13 protein-coding genes, 1 tRNA gene and 8 pseudogenes are annotated in these 21618 nt (G+C 58.4%); 2 read left to right on the forward strand and 20 right to left on the reverse strand.

The annotated features are described in order from the left end of the window. Positions 1-73: 73 nt before the first annotated feature. The 13 genes and pseudogenes from TKWG_RS16395 to TKWG_RS21835 all read right to left on the reverse strand — a co-directional run bounded on the left by TKWG_RS16395 (position 74) and on the right by TKWG_RS21835 (position 9455). Positions 74-397, reverse strand: a complete 324-nt coding sequence (locus tag TKWG_RS16395; protein WP_050981639.1) for a YidB family protein — start codon at positions 395-397, stop codon at positions 74-76. 26 nt (positions 398-423) lie between these two features. Next, positions 424-633, reverse strand: a complete 210-nt coding sequence (locus tag TKWG_RS16400) for a hypothetical protein (protein ID WP_014751914.1) — start codon at positions 631-633, stop codon at positions 424-426. Between the two features lie 248 nt (positions 634-881). Next, a complete protein-coding gene (gene ychF / locus TKWG_RS16405) occupies positions 882-1973 on the reverse strand; it encodes a redox-regulated ATPase YchF (RefSeq protein ID WP_014751915.1) in 1092 nt (363 codons plus the stop codon). A gap of 732 nt (positions 1974-2705) precedes the next feature. Continuing rightward, positions 2706-3104 (reverse strand): VOC family protein, encoded by a 399-nt coding sequence (locus TKWG_RS16410; protein ID WP_014751916.1) that lies wholly within the window; start codon positions 3102-3104, stop codon positions 2706-2708. Between the two features lie 120 nt (positions 3105-3224). After that, positions 3225-3965, reverse strand: coding sequence for a CPBP family glutamic-type intramembrane protease (locus TKWG_RS16415; protein ID WP_014751917.1), 741 nt, complete (start codon positions 3963-3965; stop codon positions 3225-3227). After that, a complete protein-coding gene (gene pth / locus TKWG_RS16420) occupies positions 3962-4567 on the reverse strand; it encodes an aminoacyl-tRNA hydrolase (protein ID WP_014751918.1) in 606 nt (201 codons plus the stop codon). Before pth ends, TKWG_RS16415 begins: the two co-directional genes overlap by 4 nt. 135 nt (positions 4568-4702) lie before the next feature. Then, a complete protein-coding gene (locus TKWG_RS16425) occupies positions 4703-5350 on the reverse strand; it encodes a 50S ribosomal protein L25/general stress protein Ctc (RefSeq protein WP_014751919.1) in 648 nt (215 codons plus the stop codon). A gap of 187 nt (positions 5351-5537) precedes the next feature. Further along, positions 5538-5987: pseudogene (gene prs / locus TKWG_RS16430) on the reverse strand (ribose-phosphate diphosphokinase); the annotation flags it as partial. A gap of 96 nt (positions 5988-6083) precedes the next feature. Further along, positions 6084-6159: transfer RNA gene (locus TKWG_RS16435), tRNA-Gln, on the reverse strand. A gap of 4 nt (positions 6160-6163) precedes the next feature. Beyond that, positions 6164-7059, reverse strand: a pseudogene (ispE, locus tag TKWG_RS27275) (4-(cytidine 5'-diphospho)-2-C-methyl-D-erythritol kinase). Then, positions 7056-7678, reverse strand: a pseudogene (locus TKWG_RS16445) (lipoprotein insertase outer membrane protein LolB). Before TKWG_RS16445 ends, ispE begins: the two co-directional pseudogenes overlap by 4 nt. Next, positions 7675-8325 carry a tetratricopeptide repeat protein gene (locus TKWG_RS21830; protein ID WP_050981641.1) on the reverse strand — a complete coding sequence of 217 codons (651 nt, stop codon included), beginning with the start codon at positions 8323-8325 and terminating at the stop codon, positions 7675-7677. The pseudogene TKWG_RS16445 and the gene TKWG_RS21830 overlap by 4 nt, the downstream one beginning before the upstream one ends. Beyond that, complete coding sequence (locus TKWG_RS21835; RefSeq protein ID WP_148274559.1) at positions 8322-9455, reverse strand: tetratricopeptide repeat protein; 1134 nt, start codon at positions 9453-9455, stop codon at positions 8322-8324. The genes TKWG_RS21830 and TKWG_RS21835 overlap by 4 nt, the downstream gene beginning before the upstream one ends. A 149-nt stretch (positions 9456-9604) precedes the next feature. On the opposite strand from TKWG_RS21835, the pseudogene mutM reads away from it, so the two are divergent. Then, positions 9605-10431 (forward strand): annotated as a pseudogene (mutM, locus tag TKWG_RS16455) (bifunctional DNA-formamidopyrimidine glycosylase/DNA-(apurinic or apyrimidinic site) lyase). Here the strand turns inward: mutM and TKWG_RS16460 are convergent. Next, positions 10412-11835 (reverse strand): annotated as a pseudogene (locus TKWG_RS16460) (FAD-binding oxidoreductase). The pseudogenes mutM and TKWG_RS16460 sit on opposite strands and share 20 nt — an antisense overlap. Before the next feature lie 172 nt (positions 11836-12007). On the opposite strand from TKWG_RS16460, the gene TKWG_RS16465 reads away from it, so the two are divergent. Continuing rightward, complete coding sequence (locus tag TKWG_RS16465; protein WP_014751923.1) at positions 12008-13396, forward strand: phosphomannomutase/phosphoglucomutase; 1389 nt, start codon at positions 12008-12010, stop codon at positions 13394-13396. Between the two features lie 92 nt (positions 13397-13488). Here TKWG_RS16465 and TKWG_RS16470 read toward each other — a convergent pair. The 6 genes and pseudogenes from TKWG_RS16470 to murJ form a co-directional block, all read right to left on the reverse strand. Continuing rightward, positions 13489-14621 (reverse strand): annotated as a pseudogene (locus TKWG_RS16470) (glycosyltransferase family 4 protein). 24 nt (positions 14622-14645) lie between these two features. Next, a pseudogene (locus TKWG_RS16475) lies at positions 14646-15781 on the reverse strand (glycosyltransferase family 4 protein). Positions 15782-15927: 146 nt separating this feature from the next. Further along, positions 15928-17164, reverse strand: a pseudogene (locus TKWG_RS16480) (glycosyltransferase family 4 protein). Positions 17165-17196: 32 nt separating this feature from the next. Further along, on the reverse strand, positions 17197-19092 hold the full coding sequence (asnB, locus tag TKWG_RS16485) for an asparagine synthase (glutamine-hydrolyzing) (RefSeq protein WP_014751925.1): 1896 nt from the start codon (positions 19090-19092) through the stop codon (positions 17197-17199). Positions 19093-19101: 9 nt separating this feature from the next. Further along, complete coding sequence (locus TKWG_RS16490; protein WP_014751926.1) at positions 19102-20202, reverse strand: glycosyltransferase family 4 protein; 1101 nt, start codon at positions 20200-20202, stop codon at positions 19102-19104. 46 nt (positions 20203-20248) lie between these two features. Beyond that, positions 20249-21616: a murein biosynthesis integral membrane protein MurJ gene (gene murJ / locus TKWG_RS16495; RefSeq protein ID WP_041709600.1), complete on the reverse strand. Its 1368-nt coding sequence runs from the start codon at positions 21614-21616 to the stop codon at positions 20249-20251. Positions 21617-21618: the final 2 nt, after the last annotated feature.

The following is a 21618-nucleotide window of genomic DNA, read 5'->3' on the forward strand; positions in this document are numbered from 1 at the left end:
CCTGTCTGGATTTATCGGGCTGTTATTTTGATTATGCTAACAGATATGGCATTCGAATGCAGGCACAACAGGACTATTTGAACAGTGAGGAAAGCGAATTGAGCACTTCGTTCTCGCCCCGGGCCTGCCCATCGGCCGGAATCTGGCCTTCTGGTGTGGATTTGTCGACCACTTGCGGCAAAATACCCGACAAGGATCCCAGAACGTCGTCACGGGACTGGCCCGACTGGGCAGCGATGGTATCAACCGTCTCGGCCCCCAGCGCGGTATCGACCTGGTCCGGGGAAATCTCACGGTTTTCACCCTTGTTGACCCAGGAGTTGAAAATATCACCCAGGCCGCCTTGCTGGAATTTCTCGGCCAGACCACCCAGGCCACCCTGCTGGTTATTGATCATGGACAACACCACCGGCAACAGCGCGCTCAGGGCGCCAGATTGATGCCATTGCCCAGGTTGCCCAAACCGCCCAAGCCACCAAGACCGCCCATATCTTCCTGCTGCGCGGCGGGCGCCAGGTCGCCCGGGGCCTGCCCGGACGCTACCTGGCCTTCCTGCATTTGTTCATTTTGTGGCTGCTCTTCAGGCTTTTTGCCGCCGCCCAGTACAGCATTGACTGCATCCAGAATTCCCATGATCTTTCCTTGATTGAGTAAGAAGAGGAATTTTGACTATAACACCGGAATTGGACTGCATCGTGAATGTTATTTACCCTATAAACATTTGATACAGATGAAATTATTGTTGTTGCAAGCCAGTTCGCTGGCTCAGCCCGCAAAAGACCAGCCCGCAGGCCGACCGACCGGAAACAGTAAAGCCGCGAACAGGCGCGGCTTTACTGGGTTTGGGAAAGCACAACACGCCTTCCCGGAACACGACAGACTTATACGTTGAACAGGAAATTCAGCACATCGCCGTCTTTGACGATATATTCCTTGCCCTCGGCCCGCATTTTGCCGGCTTCCTTGGCACCCTGTTCGCCTTTATGCGTAATAAAGTCCTCATAGGCAATGGTCTGGGCGCGAATAAAGCCGCGTTCGAAGTCTGTATGGATCGCAGCGGCGGCGCGCGGTGCGGTATCGCCGACATGAATCGTCCAGGCGCGCACTTCCTTGACACCCGCGGTAAAGTAGGTTTGCAAGCCCAGCAGGCGAAAAGCGGCGCGAATCACGCGGTTCAAGCCCGGCTCATCCATGCCCATATCGGCCAGGAATACGTTTTTGTCTTCATCGTCCAGATCGGCAATCTCGGCTTCGATTGCTGCGCATACGGCCACGACCGGCGCATTTTCTTTGGCGGCAAATTCCTGCACTGCAGCCAGATGCGGGTTGTCGGTAAAACCGTCTTCCTTCACGTTGGCCACGTACATGGCAGGCTTGGCCGTAATGAAACAGTAGGGCTTGATCAGATCCAGGTCATCTTTATCCAGATTCATGGAGCGGATGGAGCGAGCCTCGTTCAGAACGGCAATGATTTTTTCCAGCAGGCCAGCCAGGCGCTGCGCTTCCTTGTCGCCAGCGCGACCAGTCTTCTGGGCGCGCAACAACGCCTTTTCGGCAGTGCCCATATCGGCCAGCGCCAGCTCGGTATTGATCACTTCGATATCGGAAATCGGGTTGACCTGACCAGCCACGTGAATCACGTTTTCGTCTTCAAAGCAGCGCACAACATGGACCGTCGCATCGGTCTCACGGATGTTGGCCAGAAACTGATTGCCCAGGCCCTCGCCCTTGGAGGCGCCCGCCACCAGCCCGGCAATGTCCACAAACTCGACGGTGGCCGGCAGAATGCGCTCAGGCTTGACCACTTCGGCCAGTTTATTCAGGCGCTCATCGGGTACTTCCACGATCCCGACATTGGGTTCGATGGTGCAAAACGGATAATTTTCCGCTGCGATGCCCGCTTTGGTCAGGGCGTTAAAGAGCGTGGATTTGCCCACGTTGGGCAGTCCGACAATCCCACATTGAAGAGCCATTGAATTTCCTTGAATTTCGGGCACATGCGTCCTCACGGGGAACCCGGTCTGTCCGGGTCCACGAACGCGATGTGTAATCAGTAATTGCTGTTGCAGACAAAACCGGTCAATCGGCTCACGCGACGCGAAGCGCTACGGGTTTTGCGCAAAACGTTGATTGTAACCCTCTCTGACGCTCTACTTGATCGATTGATGCCTTCAAACACAAGAATGGCCTGAGCCAGAGGCATGACAACACCCGTTGGCACAAAACAAAAGGCCCCCAAATGATGAGGGCCTCAATTCCGTATTAGTGAGAGATAGCCGAGCAACCTTCTTAGTCTGTATATGCAAGCCACCTTGCATAGTGCTGTCGTCGGCGCACGAACCAAACCTGCGTTCATGCTGCTATCATCAGGCTTACCGATTTCACCTGCTGTCAGGGGATATGCTGGACCAGTGGTCGGGGTCAAATTCCAGCTTCCAAACTTCCTACAGTAATACGAACAATACGTTTAAAAATCAATGTTATAGGGTGATTCTAGCAAAAAGCGCAAATCCGGGCAACAATAGAGCGACGCACTTAGCTCAGTCAAGCAGGATCAACGCGGGCATTGCATATTTGCCATCTCAGAAAACTGCCCCGACAGCACATTCATAGCCGCCTGAACGCACAAAGAAAGCAGCAAAAAGACTCCTGACGGGAGCCTTGAAATTACATTGCGGACGAGAGCATCAGACGAACGAACCGCATCACTGCGGCGCGTCAACCATCTGAATGATTTGAATCAAATTACCGCAGCTATCGTCAAATACGGCCATCCGCACCGGCCCCGCATCCATGGGCTGCACCGTAAAGCGCACGCCACGCTGCGTCAACCGGTCAACTTCGGCGTCCAGATCGTCCACTTCAAAGGATGCGGCAGGTATGCCGTCCCTGACCAGGGCCGCTTTATAAGGCGCCACTGCCGGATGCGCGCCTGGTTCAAGCAGCAGCTCAACGCCATCAGGCTGCTCGCCGGACACGACTGTCAGCCAGCGATAGTCGCCTGCAGGTACATCATGCTTTAACTGGAAACCCAGAATATTGGTGTAAAAATCCAATGCTCTGGCCTGATCATCAACAAACACACTCGTTACATAAATTCGCATGCGCTGCTCCTATATATAGATCGCGATTGATTGAATATCCAGCGCTGCCAGCGGCCCATTGCCAATGGCCAGATAACACACATGCCATGAGCACCGCGATGCTGCGGCGCCCGGCTCGCCCTATCTACCCTGCAACATCAGCCAGATCAGCAGTAGCGGCCCGCCATTGAACATCATATGCATCAGGATGGACGTGCCGATCCCGGAACGAACGCGCATCCAGGCCAGGACCAGCCCGGTCATCCATTGTGGCATGACCATAACCGGATACATCCACCACGGCGTCTCGTTCAGCTTGAAATTGTTCAGATGCACAAAAGCAAAAATCAGCACCGACAGGTGAAAGATCCAGGGAAACCATTGTACATACAGTTTGCGTATGCGCCATGGCAATGCTTCGTCATGACCGGCAAAGCCCCGGAACTTGAGGGCGGCAAGCAGCGCCAGCACCAGGATAAACGCACCGGCGCTCAGCCATGACGGGCCCGAAAAGACCACCATCATCATAACCGGTACTACCCAAAGAATGGCACGGGGGTAGCGCAGGCTATAACGAAACAGCATTTCCTCAACCAGCGGCGCCCACAGAACGGCCATCAGCCAGGGAATGTTATCCGGATCCAGCCGGTGCTGAGCGCCGCCGCTTTCTGCTGCGCTCAGGGCCAATGGCGCCAGAACGAACAGGTTAACAAACCATAGCAGAGCCACCCAGGACAACATGCGGGCAAAACGGACATTCGGACACCAGTCGCGCCACCAGCCCGAACCACCGCCCCGCTGGGCGATGCGCGGGGTAAAGCGCGGCCTGCGCACAAAGCGCAGAAACATTTTGAGGTCGGCGCCGAAAGTAGCGGCTGTCATGACCGCGCCTCGCGCGCTGCGGCAAGACGGCGCGACGCCGCGGCAAAATCACCGTCAAGCAGGGGCCCGAGCACAAGCCTGGCGCTGTTGATTTCATTGTCGATCAGCGGCATGTCTTCCTTGGCCGGCATGGAAAGTACGTAATCTGCCACACCCTGGGCCAGGCCCCGGCTACGCGGATGACCAATACCCAGGCGCATGCGCCAGTAGTCACCCGTGCCCAGAGCGGCCTGAATATCCCGCAGCCCGTTATGACCGGCATGACCGCCGCCTTTTTTCAGCTTGACGTCGCCCGGCTGCAGATCCAGCTCGTCATGCAGCACCAGCACCTGTTCCGGTTCAATCTTGAAGAAGCGCGCCACCGCGCCCACAGACTGGCCGGAGCGGTTCATATATGTGACGGGTTTGAGCAGATAGACGGCCTCGCCGTCGTGACGCGCACGCGCCAGCTGTCCGAAAAAACCGGTTTCCAGGGCGAACTGGGTTTTCAGGTCGTCGGCGTAGTGGTCGGCAAGCCAGAACCCGGCATTGTGGCGCGTGGATTCATACTGCTGGCCGGGATTTCCCAGCCCGACAATCAGACGGATAGGCAACGAAGCCATGTACAAAATTCCCTGCAGTTTACGAAACAAACCCCCGAAATGCGAATGCACTGCGGGGGTGTACCAACATAATGGCCTGACCGGCAAGGCCGGCCCGCGTTACCCTGCCCTCAGGCAAAGTAACACATTCGAGACTTACTTGGCGTCGTCTTCGGCAGGCTTGTCAGATTTTTCTGCGTCGGCAGCGGTATCGTCAGCTTCAGCAGCGTCTTCTTCAACACTTTCTGTAATCACAGTTGCCGTTGCCAGCACGGGGCTTTCTTCACCCACACCAACAAACTCAACACCGGCCGGGACTTTAACGTCAGACAGGTGTACAACTTCATTGGCTTGCAAATTGCCCAGGTCTACTTCGATGAACTGAGGCAGGTCTTTAGGCAGGCAGGTAATTTCGATATCGTTCAGCACGTGCGAAATGGTTGCGCCTTGCTGTTTGACAGCAGGAGATTCGTCACCATTGATAAAGTGGAAAGGAATACGTGTTGTAAGCGCTTCGTTGGCACTGACACGCTGAAAATCCACATGCAGCACGAGTGGCTTGTAAGAGTGCCATTGTACGGCGCGCAGCAGAACAGTCTGCTTTTTGCCGTCGAGCATCATGTCCAGTACGGACGTGTGGAATGGCTCTTTACGCAGTGCGTGGAAAATTTCATTGTGGTCAAGTTCGATGCTTTGCGCTTCGCCTTTTCCACCATAAACAATGGCCGGTACACGACCTGCGCGACGCAGGCGGCGGCTCGCACTCGATCCCTGAACGCTACGCGTAGTGGCTTCAAATTTCATGGAGAACTCCAAATAAACAATACCGTTTACGGTATTTTCAAAAAGGCTGAACCGGTTGGCTCAGCCACCCGACCCGTTGCCGCGACCAGCAACGGATCAAATCCTTATTCTACAAACAGTGAGCTGACCGACTCTGCATGGGAAATACGCAGAATGGTCTCACCCAGTAATGATGCGCTGGAAAGCTGGCGTAAATGTTGTCTACCGGAATATCGAAAAAGCCCTGGATCTGGTCTGCGTGCAGGTCCATGGTAAGCAGGCGATCAACGCCCACACTTTGCAGCATATTGGCAACCACTTTTGCCGTAATAGCCACGCGGGCTGAACGCGGACGGCGATCCTGCCGGGCATAGCCAAAGTACGGGATAGCGGCGGTAATACGGCCGGCCGAGGCGCGGCGCAGTGCATCGACCATCGTCATGATTTCCATGAGATTGTCGTTGGTAGGCGCGCAGGTGGGCTGCAGCACGAATACATCGCGGCCCCGTACGTTTTCCAGGATTTCCACCATGACTTCACCGTCAGAAAAACGACCGACGGTCATTTTGCCCAGCGACATGTCCAAATGATTAACGACGTCTACGGCAAGCCTGGGATTGGCAGTGCCGGTAAAAATCATGAAATTAGAGTTGGTCATGATGACTGGAATCGGTGAAGTGAATAAAAAAACCGTGATAAGCACATACCGGTTTATAGCGGCTTATTCACGGTTTCCGCACATGCAGTACGAATTTGGCTGGGCGGAAGGATTCGAACCTTCGCATGCTGGAATCAAAATCCAGTGCCTTAACCAGCTTGGCGACGCCCCAAATTCTATATCCAATTATACAGTGGATGCCGGTTGATGCCGTGACAGACAACGACCTGTTTTATCCACTGGCTTGCCTCTGGATGAGAAGCAAGCGCAGATTCTACACTATGCCTGCATGCCTGGGCCTGATCGGCAGTATCGAACGGTATAAAAAAACACGCACCCGATCCTGTCATTCTGGCCTGTATACCCAGGGATTCAAGCCAGCCGACAATAAGCGAAAGCGGTTTGAAAAGGGCACATGCTGCTGCCTGTAGATCATTTCTGCCAAACTGATGAATATCATGTCCAGCAAAGTCGTGCATTATGAGGGATTTTGTGTCTCTTGTCAAATCAGGATACGCAAAAACTGTTGCAGTTGCGACACTGATTGTGGGCACAAGCACGACATAAGATGCTTGTGGCACCGGATACGCCGCCAGCGCCTCGCCTACCCCCTGGGCTAAGGCCGATTCACCGAAGATAAACACCGGCACATCGGCACCCAGCGTCAGCCCCAGGGCCTGCAGGCCTCTCGGGACAAGCCGCAGCCCCACAGGCGGTTCAGCGCAATCAAGGTACTGGCGGCATCGCTGGAGCCACCGCCCAGCCCGCCGCCTGCGGGAATATGCTTGTCAACGGCAATAGTCACGCCCGCCGCCGCGCCACTGTGCGCTCCGGCGTGTTGCTGAAGCAGGCGCGCCGCCCGCACGATCAGATCCTCATCTTGCGGCACGCCGGGAATATCTGTCACGCGCACAATTTGCCCGTCGTCGCGCATGGTGAAATGCAGCCGGTCGGCCAGGTCAATAAAGGTAAAAACCGTTTGCAGCAGGTGATAACCATCGGCGCGCCTGCCGGTGACGTGCAGGAACAGATTCAGCTTGGCCGGCGCAGCAACGTCATGCAAAAACTTCATTCGCTCTCGGTTACCACGCGAACGGTAATGCGGTCACCCGCCATGGTGCGCTCAAAATTCAGGCGCGTGGGTCCTTTACTGTCAAAATCGGACATATTGACCCGCCAGCCGGCTTCGTCAAACGTCTGCGCACTCCGGGCCGTGTTGGTCTGCCCTGCCGTATGCTGGCCTGTAAGCTGACCACTCGCCTGGCCATTGCGCAGGCCTTTGAGCCAGTTGCGCATGCCACTGACCGGAATCGGGCTGCCCAGCACCTCGGCCACCAGGCATCGGGGTCGCTGGCCACCGTGCGCTGGCCATTGGAGCGCGTGAGCACCGCCTGGTTATCGGCCACGACCACCCGCGCCAGGGTGGAACCCAGCGGGTTGGTCAGATCCAGTGTGAGCACAGCGCCCGTATCCAGCCAGGTAAAACCGCCCTGCACCGAATCGCGGTTGCGCTCTGCGCTGCGATCATAAACGGTCAGGGCAAAGCGCCCGGAACGCTCAAACGTGCCGTCGGCTCGGGCGGCCTGCGAAGCCGGGGGCTGGGTGGGCACGGTCGAACATGCCGCCAGTGTGGCTGCCACCAGGCAGATTGCGGTCAATCGGGTATAGCGAGATAAAACGCGTACATTCATTTGAGGCGGACTCCCAGTCGTTTGAGGGTATCTTTAAGCGTCGGGTTTTCCTTGTCCAGCTGCCAGCCCTGTTTGAGCAGCGCCCGGGCCCGTTTTTTGTCGCCATTTGACCAGTAGACTTCGGCAAGATGCGCGGCAATATCGGCTTGCGGCGACAACTCGAAGGCATTTTCCAGATACTGGCTGGCCAGCGCATCATTGCCCAGCCGGAACTGCAGCCAGCCCATGCTGTCCAGAATGAAGGGGTTGCCCGGCGCCAGTTGCACAGCCTTGTCCAGCAGCGTTTGCGCCTGCTCCAGATTGATATTCTGGTCGGCAAAGACGTAACCCAGTGCGTTATAGGCATCTGGCGAATCCGGCTTGAGCGCCATCACCTGCCGCAGCAAGGTTTCCATTTCAACGATTTTGCCCTGCCGTTCGTACAGCATGGCAAGGTCATATTTGATGGCCGGGCTGTCAGGCAGGGCCTTGTCGGCCTGAACCAGGCGGGTCACCGCCCTGTCGGTGCGCCCGGCAGCGGCCAGCACCTGCGCGCCCGCCAGCTCAACAATAATTTTGTCATCGCGGGTTTCGGTGCGAATGTCGGCAATCAGCGCCATGGCTTTATTTAGCTCTCCCAGCTTGCCGTAGAGTGCTGCCTGTTTCATGCGAATTTGCGGCAAGGCAGCCGATTCATCGATTTTTTCCAGTTGGGCGATCGCATCGCGATACTTGCCTTCATCTTCGTCAATCTGGGCAAACAGCAGGCGCGCATCGGTCGACTGCCCTGGGCATTGGTTTCGGCATCGGACAATGCCTCGCGCCGCTGCCCCTGCACCTCCAGGAACTCGGTCAGGCGCGCCCGTGCCGTTTTATAGTGCTTGGCCTGGTAATTGACCTGAGCCTCCAGGTACAGCAGGTCAAAGTCCTCGGGAAAGGCCTTGCGCATACGCGCCAGATCGGCCAGGGCAGATTCGAACTTCCTGTCTTCAACCAGTTGGCTGATGTACAGAAGACGGACCCGACGGATATTTGGGTGGGCAGTGATGAACTTGCGCCCCAGCGACATGGCCAGGTCGTGGTTGATTTTGACACCGTATTGCAATACGCGCTCGGCAGCGGCATCAGAGTCCGGATCAAGCGACAGCGACTTGCGCGCCGCTTCCCAGGCCAGTACCGGCTTGCCCGCCTGGGCCGCCAGATCGGCCAGCAGCAGGTGGGCGACCGAGAAATTGTCGCCGTTCTTGTGAATGACCTCTGTATAGACCTTCAGGGCTTCCTGCTTGTCTTTCATGCGCGCCACCACGGCGGCGGCCTGGTACAACGCACGGTCCTTGTTGCCGGCCTTGGCGATGCGCTCACGCAGCGCCTTGACGATGCCCGCCGTATCACCGTTGCTGGCCGCCAGCGCCAGTGTAGCGGCCGCGGCTTCTTCATCGCCGGGCGCCAGCTGACTCCAGAGCCGCGCCGCTGCGGCAGCCTGCCGGGATTGGGACTTGGCCATATACAGATGCATGGCCCGTTTGGCCAGACGTGGCATTCTGCGCTCACGCGCCATGGCCATCGCCGTTTCTGCCGCCAGATCGGTTTTGCCTTCCTGGGCAGCAATTTCCATGATGAGCAGACGGTAAATGTCGTCGGCCTCGGTATGGTTGATCAGCGTCACGGGCGTGGCCTGCTCATTCGACAGAAAATCCAGCATGGCGCGCCGGTCTACCGGCTGGTTAAACTGGGCATGTGCGAGCGCAGTCCACATGAGCGGAGCAACAAGGGCTGCGGCGCGAATAACGCTTTTCATCGGAATCACAGGCAAGCGAGGCAGTGGCTGATAACAAAAAACAAATGTTATCATCCCTGCTTAGTTATTATTAATAAATCCTTAAAACATAAGCATTTTATCTGCGGCGGCGTGCCTTTGCGCGTGCCGTGGGCACCCCCACCTTTCCTATGCCTGAACTACCTGAAGTTGAAACCACCCGCCGCGGCCTGGACATGATCATTACCGGCAAGCGGCTGCTCGCGGTCCACGTGCACGAAGCACGGATGCGCTGGCCGGTAACGCCCCAGCTGAATCTCATTTTGCAGGGCAAACAATTACTGGCCTGCGAGCGGCGGGGCAAATACCTGCTGTTGCGTTTCGAACACGGCACCCTGCTTGTGCATCTGGGCATGTCCGGATCGCTGAGACATGTTCAGGCAGGTGAATTTTTGCGCAAGCACGATCATGTGGAGTGGTGTTTCGATGACGTTACGGTCCGCCTGAACGATCCGCGGCGCTTTGGCGCAGTGCTGTGGCACGCTAACGACGCCGGGCCAGTGGCAGCGCACCCCTTGCTGGCCGGGCTGGGCATAGAACCCTTTGATGCGACCTTCACCCCGCAAATGCTCCATGCCGGACTACAGGGCGCAGCATCGCCATCAAGCAGGCGCTGCTGGGCGGCCAGATTGTGGTGGGCGTAGGCAATATTTATGCGTCGGAAAGCCTGTTCGCCGCTCGCATTCATCCACGTACGCCGGCCAACCGCATTTCGCCGGCAAGAGCGCAGCGCCTGCACGCGGCTATATTGGATACGCTGGAAAAAGCGCTGGAATCGGGCGGCAGCACCCTGCGCAACTACACGGGTACGCAGGGCGAACCCGGCGCCTATTTTGAAATTCATGCAGCGGTCTATGACCGCGAGAATCAGCCCTGCCGCAGCTGTGGCACGCCAATCCGCAAAATCGTGCAGGGCCAGCGCGCCACTTTTTTCTGTCCTAAATGTCAGCGCTATTGATAACCTTGCCCGGGTTCATCAGAATGTGAGGATCCAGCGCACGCTTGATCTTGCGCATCAGGGCCAGCTCCACGTCGGATTTGTATAACGGCAGCAGGTCTTTTTTCAGCTGCCCCACCCCATGCTCGGCGCTGATCGAGCCGCCAAAGGCGTGTACGCTGTCATGCACCAATTGATACACTTGCGGCTGCAGTTCCAGAAATGCAGTCTCATCCGAGCCTGCCGGCGCTGCCACGTTGTAATGCAGATTGCCATCGCCCAGGTGGCCAAAAACAATATGGCGCACGCCCATAAACGCCGCCTGCAACTGCGCATTGGTCTGTTCAACAAAATCGGCCATGCGCGAGACCGGAATCGACACATCGTGCTTGATGTTTTTACCCATCTGTTTTTCCGCCAGCGGGATGCTTTCACGCAAATGCCACAATTCATTGCTCTGGGCAATGGATGCAGCAATAACAGCGTCTACCACATCCCCGTCTTCAATGGCCTGGCCCACCACCGTTTCAAAACGTTCGCGCGCATGATCGGCGCTTTCGCTGTCGGAAATTTCCAGCAGCGCATACCACGGGCACTGCCTGCCGGACGCGTCAAACGGCCATTTCTGCTGGTCAAACTGCAGTGTGACCGAATCCAGGCAATAGTGGGAAATAAGTTCGAAACCGGTCAGGGCCGCGCCGAACCCCTTGCGGCTCGCGCCAGCATCCGCACGGCCGCCGGCATGTCGTTGAAAGCGAGCATGGCCGTGCAACGCGCCACTGGTTGAGGATACAACTTGAGCGTTGCCGCGGTAATAATCCCCAGCGTGCCCTCGCTGCCGATATACAGATCACGCAAATCGTAGCCGGTATTGTCCTTGCGAAGGCCACGCAAACCATGCCAGATCTCGCCATCTGCCGTGACCACTTCCAGGCCTAGCGTGAGATCACGGGTATTGCCATAGCGCAGCACCTGCGTGCCTCCTGCATTAGTGGCCAGATTGCCGCCGATCGTGCAACTGCCTTCGGCAGCCAGGCTCAGCGGAAACAAACGGTCTGCCTCAATCGCAGCCTGCTGCACCTCGCGCAGGGTGCAGCCGGCTTGCACGGTAATCGTATCGTCGGCCGTATCCACCTGCAGGACGCGGTTAAGGCGCGCAAGAGCGATCACGACACTATTGCCCTGCCCGTCTGGCGTGGCGCCCCCGCAAAGACCGGTATTGCCGCCTTGTGGCACCATGGGCACCTGATGCTCCACGCAGGTGCGCACCACCTGTGCTACCTGTTCGACAGAGGCGGGGCGCACCACGGCCAGCGCCTGACCGGTATAGCGGCCGCGCCAGTCGGTCAGATAAGGTTGTGCCGCCGCTCCGATCAATACATGATCTGCGCCGACGATGTCCTGCAATGTTGCCAATAGATTCATTTTTTTCTGCTCGTTTCAATTTGACCGCTGTCGCACTGGGCTGGCGGACAAATTCCCACCAGCCCGCTTTGGCAACAGACGTATAATACAGTTCACATTCTACCGAAATTCGTGACTGTTGCCGGTCGCGTACGTGACGCAACGGCTGCAACCGCATTTACCAGGACAACCTATGACCCCAGCGCTTCCCCAATCCGTATTCAAGGCTTATGACATTCGTGGTATTGTGCCTGAACAGCTCAATGCCTCGTTTGCCTACCTGCTGGGGCGCGCGCTGGCCCGGCGTGCCCGCGCCTGCGGCACGGACCGGATCGTGGTGGGCTACGATGGACGCCTGTCCAGCCCGGAGCTGTCCGCCGCCCTGCAAAAGGGCATTCTGGATGAAGGCATTGATACGGTAGACATCGGCATGGTGCCCACGCCACTGGTGTATTTCGAATCCTACTCCGAAAATATCGGCGCCGCCGTTGCCATTACCGGCAGCCATAACCCGCCAAAATACAATGGCTTCAAAATGATGATCGGCGGCAAGGCCCTGTACGGCGACGACGTACTGGCCCTGCGCGAGCAGATGCAGGCGCTGCAATCTGAGCCGGTAGCTGCAGTAAAAGGCGTTGCACATCGCAAGGACATTGTCCAGACGTATATAGAGCGGATTGTGTCGGACGTGAAGCTGACCCGCCCGATGAAAATTGCCATCGATTGCGGCAATGGCGTGGGCGGCGTGGTCGCAACCAAACTGTTTCGCGCGCTTGGCTGCGAGGTGATCGAGCTGTATTGCGATGTGGATGGCACCTTTCCCAATCACCACCCCGATCCTGCCGACCCCCACAACCTGGAAGACCTGCAGCGCACCCTGCGGGAGACCGACTGCGAAATCGGTCTGGCCTTCGACGGTGACGGTGACCGCCTGGGCGTTGTCACCCGCAGCGGCAGCATCATCTGGCCGGACCGCCAGTTGATTCTTTTTGCCCGCGATATTCTTGCGCGCCAGCCTGGCGCGACCATTATCTATGACGTCAAATGCAGCCGTCACGTGACCGCCTCTGTTCTGGCAGCCGGCGGCGTGCCGCTCATGTGGCGCACCGGTCATTCGCTGATCAAGGCCAAGCTGGCGGAAACCGGCGCCCCTATTGCAGGTGAAATGAGCGGCCATGTTTTCTTCAAGGAACGCTGGTTCGGCTTTGATGACGGCCTGTATACCGGCGCGCGCCTGCTGGAAATCCTCTCGCGCGAGCCCAACCCCACCGCCGTGCTTGATGCCCTGCCAGAGGGCATTTCCACGCCGGAACTTAAGCTGGACATGGAAGAAGGCCAGCAATATTCGCTGATCAAGACTTTGCAGGAAAAAGCGCATTTTCCGGGCGCCACCAGCGTCAATACCATTGACGGCGTACGCGCCGAATATGAAGACGGCTTTGGCCTGGCGCGTGCGTCCAATACCACACCTGTGATTGTGTTGCGTTTTGAAGGCGAGTCGCAGCAGGCGATTGATCGCATCCGTGCAGAATTCAAAGCGGTGTTCGCCCAGTTTGCGCCGGGCGCGGCGCTGCCGTTCTGATTATTTCATGATACCAGGCCTGGCCTGCGCCTGAACCGGCGTCCTGGCAGCAGCGGGCGGCGGGTCATGCGCCCCCGGCTGCCTTTTGCAAGCTAGCGGCCCAGCGCCTGGTATATATCCAGATGCACCTGCACTACCTTGCGGATATCGAAGGCCTCCTGCGCCAGCGCCCGCCCTGCCTGGCCCATGGCCTGACGCTTTTGCGCATTTTCTGCCAGATCACAAACCGCCTCATAAATGGCACGTGCATCCCGAACCGGCACCAGCACGCCGGTCTCATCGGCTTCAATTGCATCCCGACACCCGGGCACGTCGGTCGTAATCACGGCACGCCCGCAGGCGGCCGCTTCAACCAGAGACTTGGGCAACCCTTCCCGGTAGGATGGCAGCACCACAATATGTGAATCGGCATACAGCGCAGCAATATCGCTGCGCTCGCCCAGCCATTGCACGCGATCGCCCCAGGCCGTGGCCTCTTGCTGCGTGACCGATGCCGGATTGCCCGGATCGGGATTGCCTACCACCAGCCAGTGATAGGGTTTGCCATCGCGCCGCGACATGTCGGCCGCCTCCACATATTCCAGGACACCTTTGTCGCGCAACAATCGCGCCACAAAAATAATCTTGATCGGTAGCGGCGGCTCCGGTACTGCGGCATATTGCTCAAGGTCGACGCCCGAGCCGCGGATCATCACCACCTGCTCATCTTTGACCGCGCCAATGCGGCTCAGGATATCGCGGTCATTGCGATTCTGGAAAATGACACGGCTGTTGCTGTGCCCCAGCGCAAAGCGATAAAGCTGCTGGGTAACCAACCTGACCCAGTCAATGCCCTTGCGCTCGCGCGTAAAAATAAACCCCAGACCCGAGATCGCAGAGACCACGCCCTTCACACCCGCAAGCCTTGCGGCAATGCCGCCATACAGCACAGGTTTGATGGTGACCAGATGCACAATGTCGGGCCGCACCCGCCGGAACAACTGATAGATGGCGTAAACCGTTTTGAGTTCAGCAGCGGGTTCATGCCGCTGCGCGACATGGGCAACACATGGTGCGTTAAACCATGCGATTTGATGGCCTGCACGGCAGCGCCGTCCATGGTTGCCACGCTGACCTCATAGCCCTGCTCTTTTGCCGCCAATGCGATGGGCAAACGATGCGACAAAAAAAAGGCAGGATTATTCACCACGAACATCAGGGAGCGGGGCGAGTTCTGCTGTGTCATAGTACGGGGTCCCTATTTGTTGAATCAGCGCGCATCGCCAAGCATCGCCCGCCAGGTCTGTTCATATCGTTCAATCATATTTGGCAGGCTGAACTCCTGCAGCACCCGCGCGCGCACCCTTTCGGCAATCACGTCACGGCCTTGCGCATCGATGGCGGCAAACGCCTGCCCGATAGCCTCGGCCAGCGCTGCCGGGTTCTGCGGCGGCACCACCCAACCGGTATCCCCGACAATCACGGCGGCATCACCAACATCGGTTACCACCCCCGGTACGCCGCAAGCCATCGCCTCGGCAACCACATTCGGAAAGCCCTCGGCCAGGCTGGAGAGCACATGCACGTCCAGTGCATTCATGACCGCGGGCACATCATCGCGCATGCCCAGCAGAATGACCTGGTCGGTCACTTCGGCCTCGCGCAGCCACTGCATCAATTGCGCATTATCTGTATCCAGCCCTTTGCCGACCAGCACGCAATGCAGAACCAGCCCGTTTTTCTTGCACTGGGCCAGCGCATCAATCAGGCTGCGATGGTCCTTGAGCGGATTGAAGCGTGCCACAAAACCGATCACGCGCGCATCGGGCGCCAGTTGCCACTGTTGCCGCAAGCGCTCGCGCGCCTGCGCATCGGGCTGCCAGCGCGTCAGGTCATAACCGTTTTGTATCACCACCATTTTGTTTGCGTCATAACCCCATTGCTCATGCGCGCGCGGGCGCCTTGCGCGCAGCACACAATGGTTTGCGGCAGCCAGCCGGACACCAGCCCGCAAAAGCGCGCCAGCAGCCAGGCAGACTTGCTGCTGCTCTTGAGATTTTCACCGGAATTGCGTATACCCCAGGCAATATGCCGGATGCCAGCCGTTCGGGCTGCCAGTCCGGCAATCGCATCAGCGTGATACATCCAGGTCTGCACCACGTCAGGCCGCAGCCGGATCAGTTCGCGGCGCAGCGCCATAAAGTCGCGCGGCGTGATCTTGCCGGGTTTCATGCCAAGGGTAATAACGTTGATGCCCGCATCGCGCAGGCCTGCACCGTACAGCCCGTCATCGGTAAAGCACACCAGGGTATGCCGAATTGCTTTGGAGGGCGCCATCAGCAGGCGATTAAGCACCGCTTCGGCACCACCCTGGCCCAGGCCACTGATCACGTGTACCACATGCAATTTGCGCGCAGGCGCTGCGGTTGTTGCTGCAGTTGCGTTGGCATCATCTGTCGGCGCTGCTGCGACCGGCGCAGATACAGACGAATCCGGCCCGGCAGATTGGCTCATGGCGCCAGTCGCGCCTGCGGGCTGCGACAATGCAGTCATTATTGCGACTCCGTCGGCGCCGCCGGCTTGACCCGCGACTTACCCAGCACCGCATCAAACAGGAACTGCCATTGTTCCAGCACCGCAGCCAGGCTGTAGCGATCACGTACCGAAATCGTGGCGCGATGGCCAAGCTCGCGCCGCAGTATTTCATCTGTCATAACCTGAAGCAGCGCCTCCTGCAGGGCGTCCACATCGGAGAGCCCGACCAGAATGGCGTCACGCCCGTCCCGGGACAGTTCCGCAGGGCCGCTGGGGCAATCCATGGTCACGCAAGGCAGGCCCAGCGCCATGGATTCGAGCAATACATTGGGAAACCCTTCCACTTCAGAGGTCATCACAAACGCATCGGCGCGACTGATTGCCTCCCAGGCTGATCGGTTTTACCCGGCAGATGGATGCGATCCTGCAAACCCAGTTTGCGTACTTTTTCCTGCAAAAGGCTGAGCAGCGGTCCTTCACCCCAGATCGTCAGATCCCAGTCGGCACCTGGGGCGCCAGCCGGGCAAAGACATCAATCAACATTTCAAAGCGCTTGGTGGCAACAAAACGCCCCATGGCGCACAATTGCTTGCGTGCACCCGCCGGGGTTTGCAGATCAGAAGGCGTTGCGGCATCTGCAGCCGTTTGCCCATCCGGCGCCGTGCCGGCAGACTCCGACACATAGGAGACCCTGCCGGTATCGTCCACCGCACGGGCGGCCGACTCCAGCGCCGGCGGCAGCGGATTGGGAATGACCGCCACATGCTGCAAGCCGGGCACAACGCGGGCAAAAACCTCGGCGGCCTGTTGAGTCTGCAGCATGACGGCATCGGCCTGTGGATACAGCAGGCGCCGCGCGCGTGCCAGCACGTTGCTGATATTCTTGCTGGCAGCCGGATTGGTTCTTTCGCACACAATGACCGGAATGCCCAGGCCCTTAGTGGCCGCCAGCACCATGACATTCACATTGGTCAGAAACGATACGATCACATCAGGCGCCTGCTCCTGAATCAGGCGCCGCAGGATCAGCGGCTTGGCCAGCGTACGGAACATGCCCGGCCCGCTCAGATGCCGGGCCACCCAGACCTGGCGCACCCCGGGATCCAGCGGATAGAATGATTGGCCGGTGCCCCGCGAAAAAGTGGGCATCAGGCACACATCGTGACCTTCCCTGACCCAGGCATTGACCAGCGATGCGGCCACCCGCTCGGCCCCGCCCGCATTCATGGAACTGACAAGTAACAGGATTCGCATGGGCTACTCCTTACTGCCGTGGTTAATGATTTTCATGGTTTGATTCCGTATTCATCCAACCAGGCCTGCAGCATCAGGATACCCCACAAGCGCGCACTGTTGTCCACCTGCCCGCTTTGATGCTGCATCCAGACCTCGCGCACGCGTTGCGCATCCAGCAGGTTCTGCGCCTCAAGACGCGGCAATGCCAGCAATTGCTCGCCCCATTGGCGCAACGGCCCCCGGAGCCACTGCCCCATGGGCACGGAAAACCCTTTCTTGGGTCGGTCCAGCATCTGCTGCGGCACGTGACGGTATAGCAACTGCTTGAGAATCCACTTGCTGTCGCCGCCGCGCAGCTTGTATTTTTCGTCCAGGCTCCAGGCAAACTCGTATACCCGATGATCCAGCAGCGGCACACGGGTCTCCAGGGACACGGCCATGGCGGCCCGGTCCACCTTGACCAGAATATCATCGGGCAGATACGAAACGGTATCAATGGCCATCATCGTATCCAGCAGGCTATCCAATGGCGCCTGCGAAAACGCGCTATCCGGTTCGGTTGCGCCCTTGAGCACGCTGGCCGGATCCTGCCAGTACGAGACAAACTGCCGGTAGAACGCGACCATATTCTCTGCGCCCAGCACTTGTTCGAGCTTGCCGAACTTTTCTGCACGCGGCCCGGAGAGCAGGCTGGCAGCAACGCGCGCACCGGCACGCAGCGGCCCTTGCAGGCCCGCCGGCACACGCTCGCGCTTGCCCCACCACTGTTGTACACGTTGATAACGGGAATAGCCGCCAAAAAGCTCGTCACCGGCATCGCCCGAAAGCGCCACCGTCACCTGCTGGCGCGCCATGCGCATCACCAGCGCTGTCGGAATCTGTGAGGAGTCGGCAAACGGCTCGTCATACATTTGCGGCAGCGACGGGATCAGATCCAGGCTGTCCTGGGCGCTGACATACAGTTCGGTATGGTCCGTGCCCAAATGGCGCGCCACCTCGGCGGCGTATTCGGCTTCGTTGTATTCCGGCTCGGTAAAGCCAATGGAAAATGTCTTGAGCGTACCGGCCGCCTCCTCACGGGTCAGGCTGGCAATCAGGGACGAATCAATGCCACCGGATAAAAACGCGCCCAGCGGCACGTCCGACAGCAACTGCCCGCGGATCGCCTGGCGCAATACGCGATCCAGGCCATCGACCGCATCATCATCGCGCGCAAATTGCGCACGCGGCTGCGAACGGGCCACCTCCAGCGCAGACCAATAGGACACGGGTTCAGGCCATGCGCCTGTCTCAATCTGGTCTGCCGACAAACTCACCCAGGTTCCTGGCAACAGCTTGCGCACTTTCGTAAAAACGCTATAGGGCGCAGGAATATAGTTATGGCGCAGAAACAGCGCAATCGCATCACGATTCAAATGCGCATCAAAACCCGGCAAAGGCATCAGCGCCTTAAGTTCAGAGGCAAACATCAGGCCATCTGGCGTATAACCGTAATACAGCGGCTTTTCCCCAAAGCGGTCACGAGCCAGCACCAGATTGCGCGTCTGCCTGTCCCATACCGCGATGGCGAACATGCCCACCATTCGTTTTAAGGTTTCCTGCACGCCCCAGATCATAAGTCCGGCCAGAATGGTTTCCGTATCGGAGTGTCCGCGCCAGGCATGGGCATAACCGTCCTGTTCCAGCGCCTGGCGCAATTGCGGATGGTTATAGATTTCGCCGTTAAATACCAGCATAAAGCGCTGATCGGCACTGGCCATGGGTTGGTGCCCCTGCTCAGACAAGTCCTGAATCGCCAGTCGAACGTGACCAAAAGCCACGCCGCTATCGGCCTCTTCCCAGAAGCCATGACTGTCCGGCCCGCGGTGGGCAATACGGTCACAGCTTTGCGCAAGCAATGTTTCCTTGTGTTCGAACCGGCCTACAAGCCCGACAATCCCGCACATAAGCGTTGCCTATCCCTTTTTATCCTGATGCTGTATGTCGTTGAATACCTCTTGCCACAAAGACAGCACGCGCCGCATCGAAAAGCGGTCACGTACATCCACAGCGCGACTGGCCAGCGTTTTACGAGCCTGCTTGTCCTGCATCAGCCCCGACAGCGCGGCAGCCAGTGCCTGCGGATCTTCTACCGGCGTGACCAGCAACCCGTCAATATCGGGCCGGATAATCTCGCGCGGCCCGGTTTCACAATCGAAAGCCACACTGGGCATGCCACAGGCCATGGCTTCAAGCAGGCTGTTGGACAGCCCTTCTACCCGCGAGCTCAGGACATAGATATCACAGGCCTGGTACCACTGCTGCATATTGCCTACACGGCCAGGCATACTGATACGCCCGGCCAGCCCGGCCACATCAATCTGTCCCTGCAGGCGATCGCGCTCGGGCCCCTCGCCCAGGATAACCAGATCCCAATCGGGAAACACGGCAGCCAGATCCCTGAATGCGTCAATCAGTATATCGAAACCCTTGTCTGTGTGCAGACGTCCCACGGCCAGCAGGCGGCAGCGTCCGTTGCGCAGCGGCGGCGTCACCTGCGGCTCACCATTGGCCAGCGGCCAGTGAACGGCATTCGGTATCACTGCCATATTCGACCCGGGCACGTGATTGACGATCCAGCTGGACGTATCGCGCGTTAGCGCCACCACCCGGGCCGCATGCGGATACGTGCGACGCCGCAGCTTGAGCCAGAACGACGAAAGATTCTGCGATGGTGGATGGGTATGCTCGGTAGCGATAACCCGGCATCGCAGGCCGGTGGATGCCAGTATCGACAAAATCGACGCGGTGGTCATCATGCCCAGCACGATATCGGGCCGGTAGCGCTGCATGGTTTTGCGCAAGGCGTACAGGCGTCGCAGATTGGCCATCACGCCGCGCAAACCTGCAGTATTGAGCGCCACGCGCTCTACATGCCGGTTCAGCTCATAAACGTCGCCACGGGCATCGGTCTGGGTGACCACCATCACATCGTGCCCGTGAATATGCCACTGGTTGGCCAGGTCGACCGCCACCCGCTCCGCCCCGCCGGCATGCAACGAGTGGATAAAGATCATGATTCGCAGGGGGGATGGCGCTGCGGTCGTCGAAGTCAAAGGCATATCAATCGATTGTTTTTTCAGAAGAAGATTGTTTGGACACATCATGTGTCAGCGTCACAAAGACATAGCAAATATAAGACAGCAGGTACATGCAGCTGGTTGCCAGCATAATACCTTCGGCGCCCATCATGGGAGCAAGTATCTGGTTGAGCACTGCCTTGAGCGCAAAGTTGGCTACGGCAATGGCGGCCATCAGCTTGTAGCGGTTCTGGCTGGCCATCAGTTGCACCAGAATCAGCACGCCGAAATAGAATGGCAACTGCAATATTCCCCAGCGCAGCACGCTGGCCACGGCAATCGTGTCATCGGCCGTAAAGGCGCCGTTTTCAAACAGGATTTTCACAATCCAGGGCGCCAGCACCCAGCATGCCGCCACGGCAACCACGCCGCCCGCCAGCATCAGCACCGACCATTTGAGCGCCATATTGCGGGCGCGCAGCGCATCGCCCTGGCTTTGCACGTCGGCCAGCACCGGCAATGCGGCGCGTCCCACCGAAGCGGCGCCAAGGCCGATAATCAATGACAGCAACCGCGTGGCGTAACCCAGCGTCGCGTTGGCGTTATCGCCAAGACCGGCCGCGGCAATCTGGTCCAGCGGCCCCACAAAGCTCATGGCGATTTGCCCGATCAGCATCACGCCGGCCGCATTCAGCAACAACGGCCACTGATGCGACTTGAACGTAAAACTGGGAACGCCCCAGATCCCGTTGTCAGCCTTGCGCGCCAGTACCATCAGCCAGACCGCCTGGATAACGTACCCAACCAGCGTCCCCAAAAGCAGCGGCATGACGCTGACATCACCTGGCGTGAGCAGAATCCATACCAATATCATCAGCGCCGGGATGCTTTCCAGCAGGGTATTAACATGCCGCTCGTGCGCGCGCAGGCGCGATGTCCCCACGCCAATCAGCAGCGTGAGCAAGGCCGCCGGCGCAAAGGCCCAGATCAGCTCGGTGCTGTGCTGCCGGGTGGTCTGGCTCAGGTTACCTGCAGAATAATCAAGAATATACGGCCACAGCAGCCAGGTCAGTACTCCGGTCACCACCCCAATGGCCAGCACCCAGCCCTGCAACTCACGGATAAACTGCACCCGCTCACTGCCAGGCGCATAGCGCGTCTTGACCAGCACCGGGATCAGGACAATGGAAAACGCGCCAACAATGGTAATGGGCAGCCAGTTCGCCATGGTCATGGTGAACTGATAGGCGTCAACCACCTCGCTCACGCCATAGCGATGCGCCACTGCCATTTCCTTGAGCGCACCAGCCATCTTGCCGATCAGCAGGAAAAACGCCACGCGCATCGCGCCGCGCGCGATACGCATATGGTCAGGATGCAGCCCTTTAAACCGCCCGATAGCCCGCTTCAAGG

Source organism: Advenella kashmirensis WT001, from assembly GCF_000219915.2.
GTDB classification, from domain to species: Bacteria; Pseudomonadota; Gammaproteobacteria; order Burkholderiales; family Burkholderiaceae_B; genus Advenella; species Advenella kashmirensis.

Excerpts from the sequence above, each read along its gene's own strand:
- TKWG_RS16395 (WP_050981639.1), bottom strand. The coding sequence starts at position 397 with ATGATCAATAACCAGCAGGGTGGCCTGGGTGGTCTGGCCGAGAAATTC.
- TKWG_RS16400 (WP_014751914.1), bottom strand. The coding sequence starts at position 633 with ATGGGAATTCTGGATGCAGTCAATGCTGTACTGGGCGGCGGCAAAAAG.
- ychF (WP_014751915.1), bottom strand. The coding sequence starts at position 1,973 with ATGGCTCTTCAATGTGGGATTGTCGGACTGCCCAACGTGGGCAAATCC.
- TKWG_RS16410 (WP_014751916.1), bottom strand. The coding sequence starts at position 3,104 with ATGCGAATTTATGTAACGAGTGTGTTTGTTGATGATCAGGCCAGAGCA.
- TKWG_RS16415 (WP_014751917.1), bottom strand. The coding sequence starts at position 3,965 with ATGACAGCCGCTACTTTCGGCGCCGACCTCAAAATGTTTCTGCGCTTT.
- pth (WP_014751918.1), bottom strand. The coding sequence starts at position 4,567 with ATGGCTTCGTTGCCTATCCGTCTGATTGTCGGGCTGGGAAATCCCGGC.
- TKWG_RS16425 (WP_014751919.1), bottom strand. The coding sequence starts at position 5,350 with ATGAAATTTGAAGCCACTACGCGTAGCGTTCAGGGATCGAGTGCGAGC.
- TKWG_RS21830 (WP_050981641.1), bottom strand. The coding sequence starts at position 8,325 with ATGAAACAGGCAGCACTCTACGGCAAGCTGGGAGAGCTAAATAAAGCC.
- TKWG_RS21835 (WP_148274559.1), bottom strand. The coding sequence starts at position 9,455 with ATGAAAAGCGTTATTCGCGCCGCAGCCCTTGTTGCTCCGCTCATGTGG.
- TKWG_RS16465 (WP_014751923.1), top strand. The coding sequence starts at position 12,008 with ATGACCCCAGCGCTTCCCCAATCCGTATTCAAGGCTTATGACATTCGT.
- asnB (WP_014751925.1), bottom strand. The coding sequence starts at position 19,092 with ATGTGCGGGATTGTCGGGCTTGTAGGCCGGTTCGAACACAAGGAAACA.
- TKWG_RS16490 (WP_014751926.1), bottom strand. The coding sequence starts at position 20,202 with ATGATCTTTATCCACTCGTTGCATGCCGGCGGGGCGGAGCGGGTGGCG.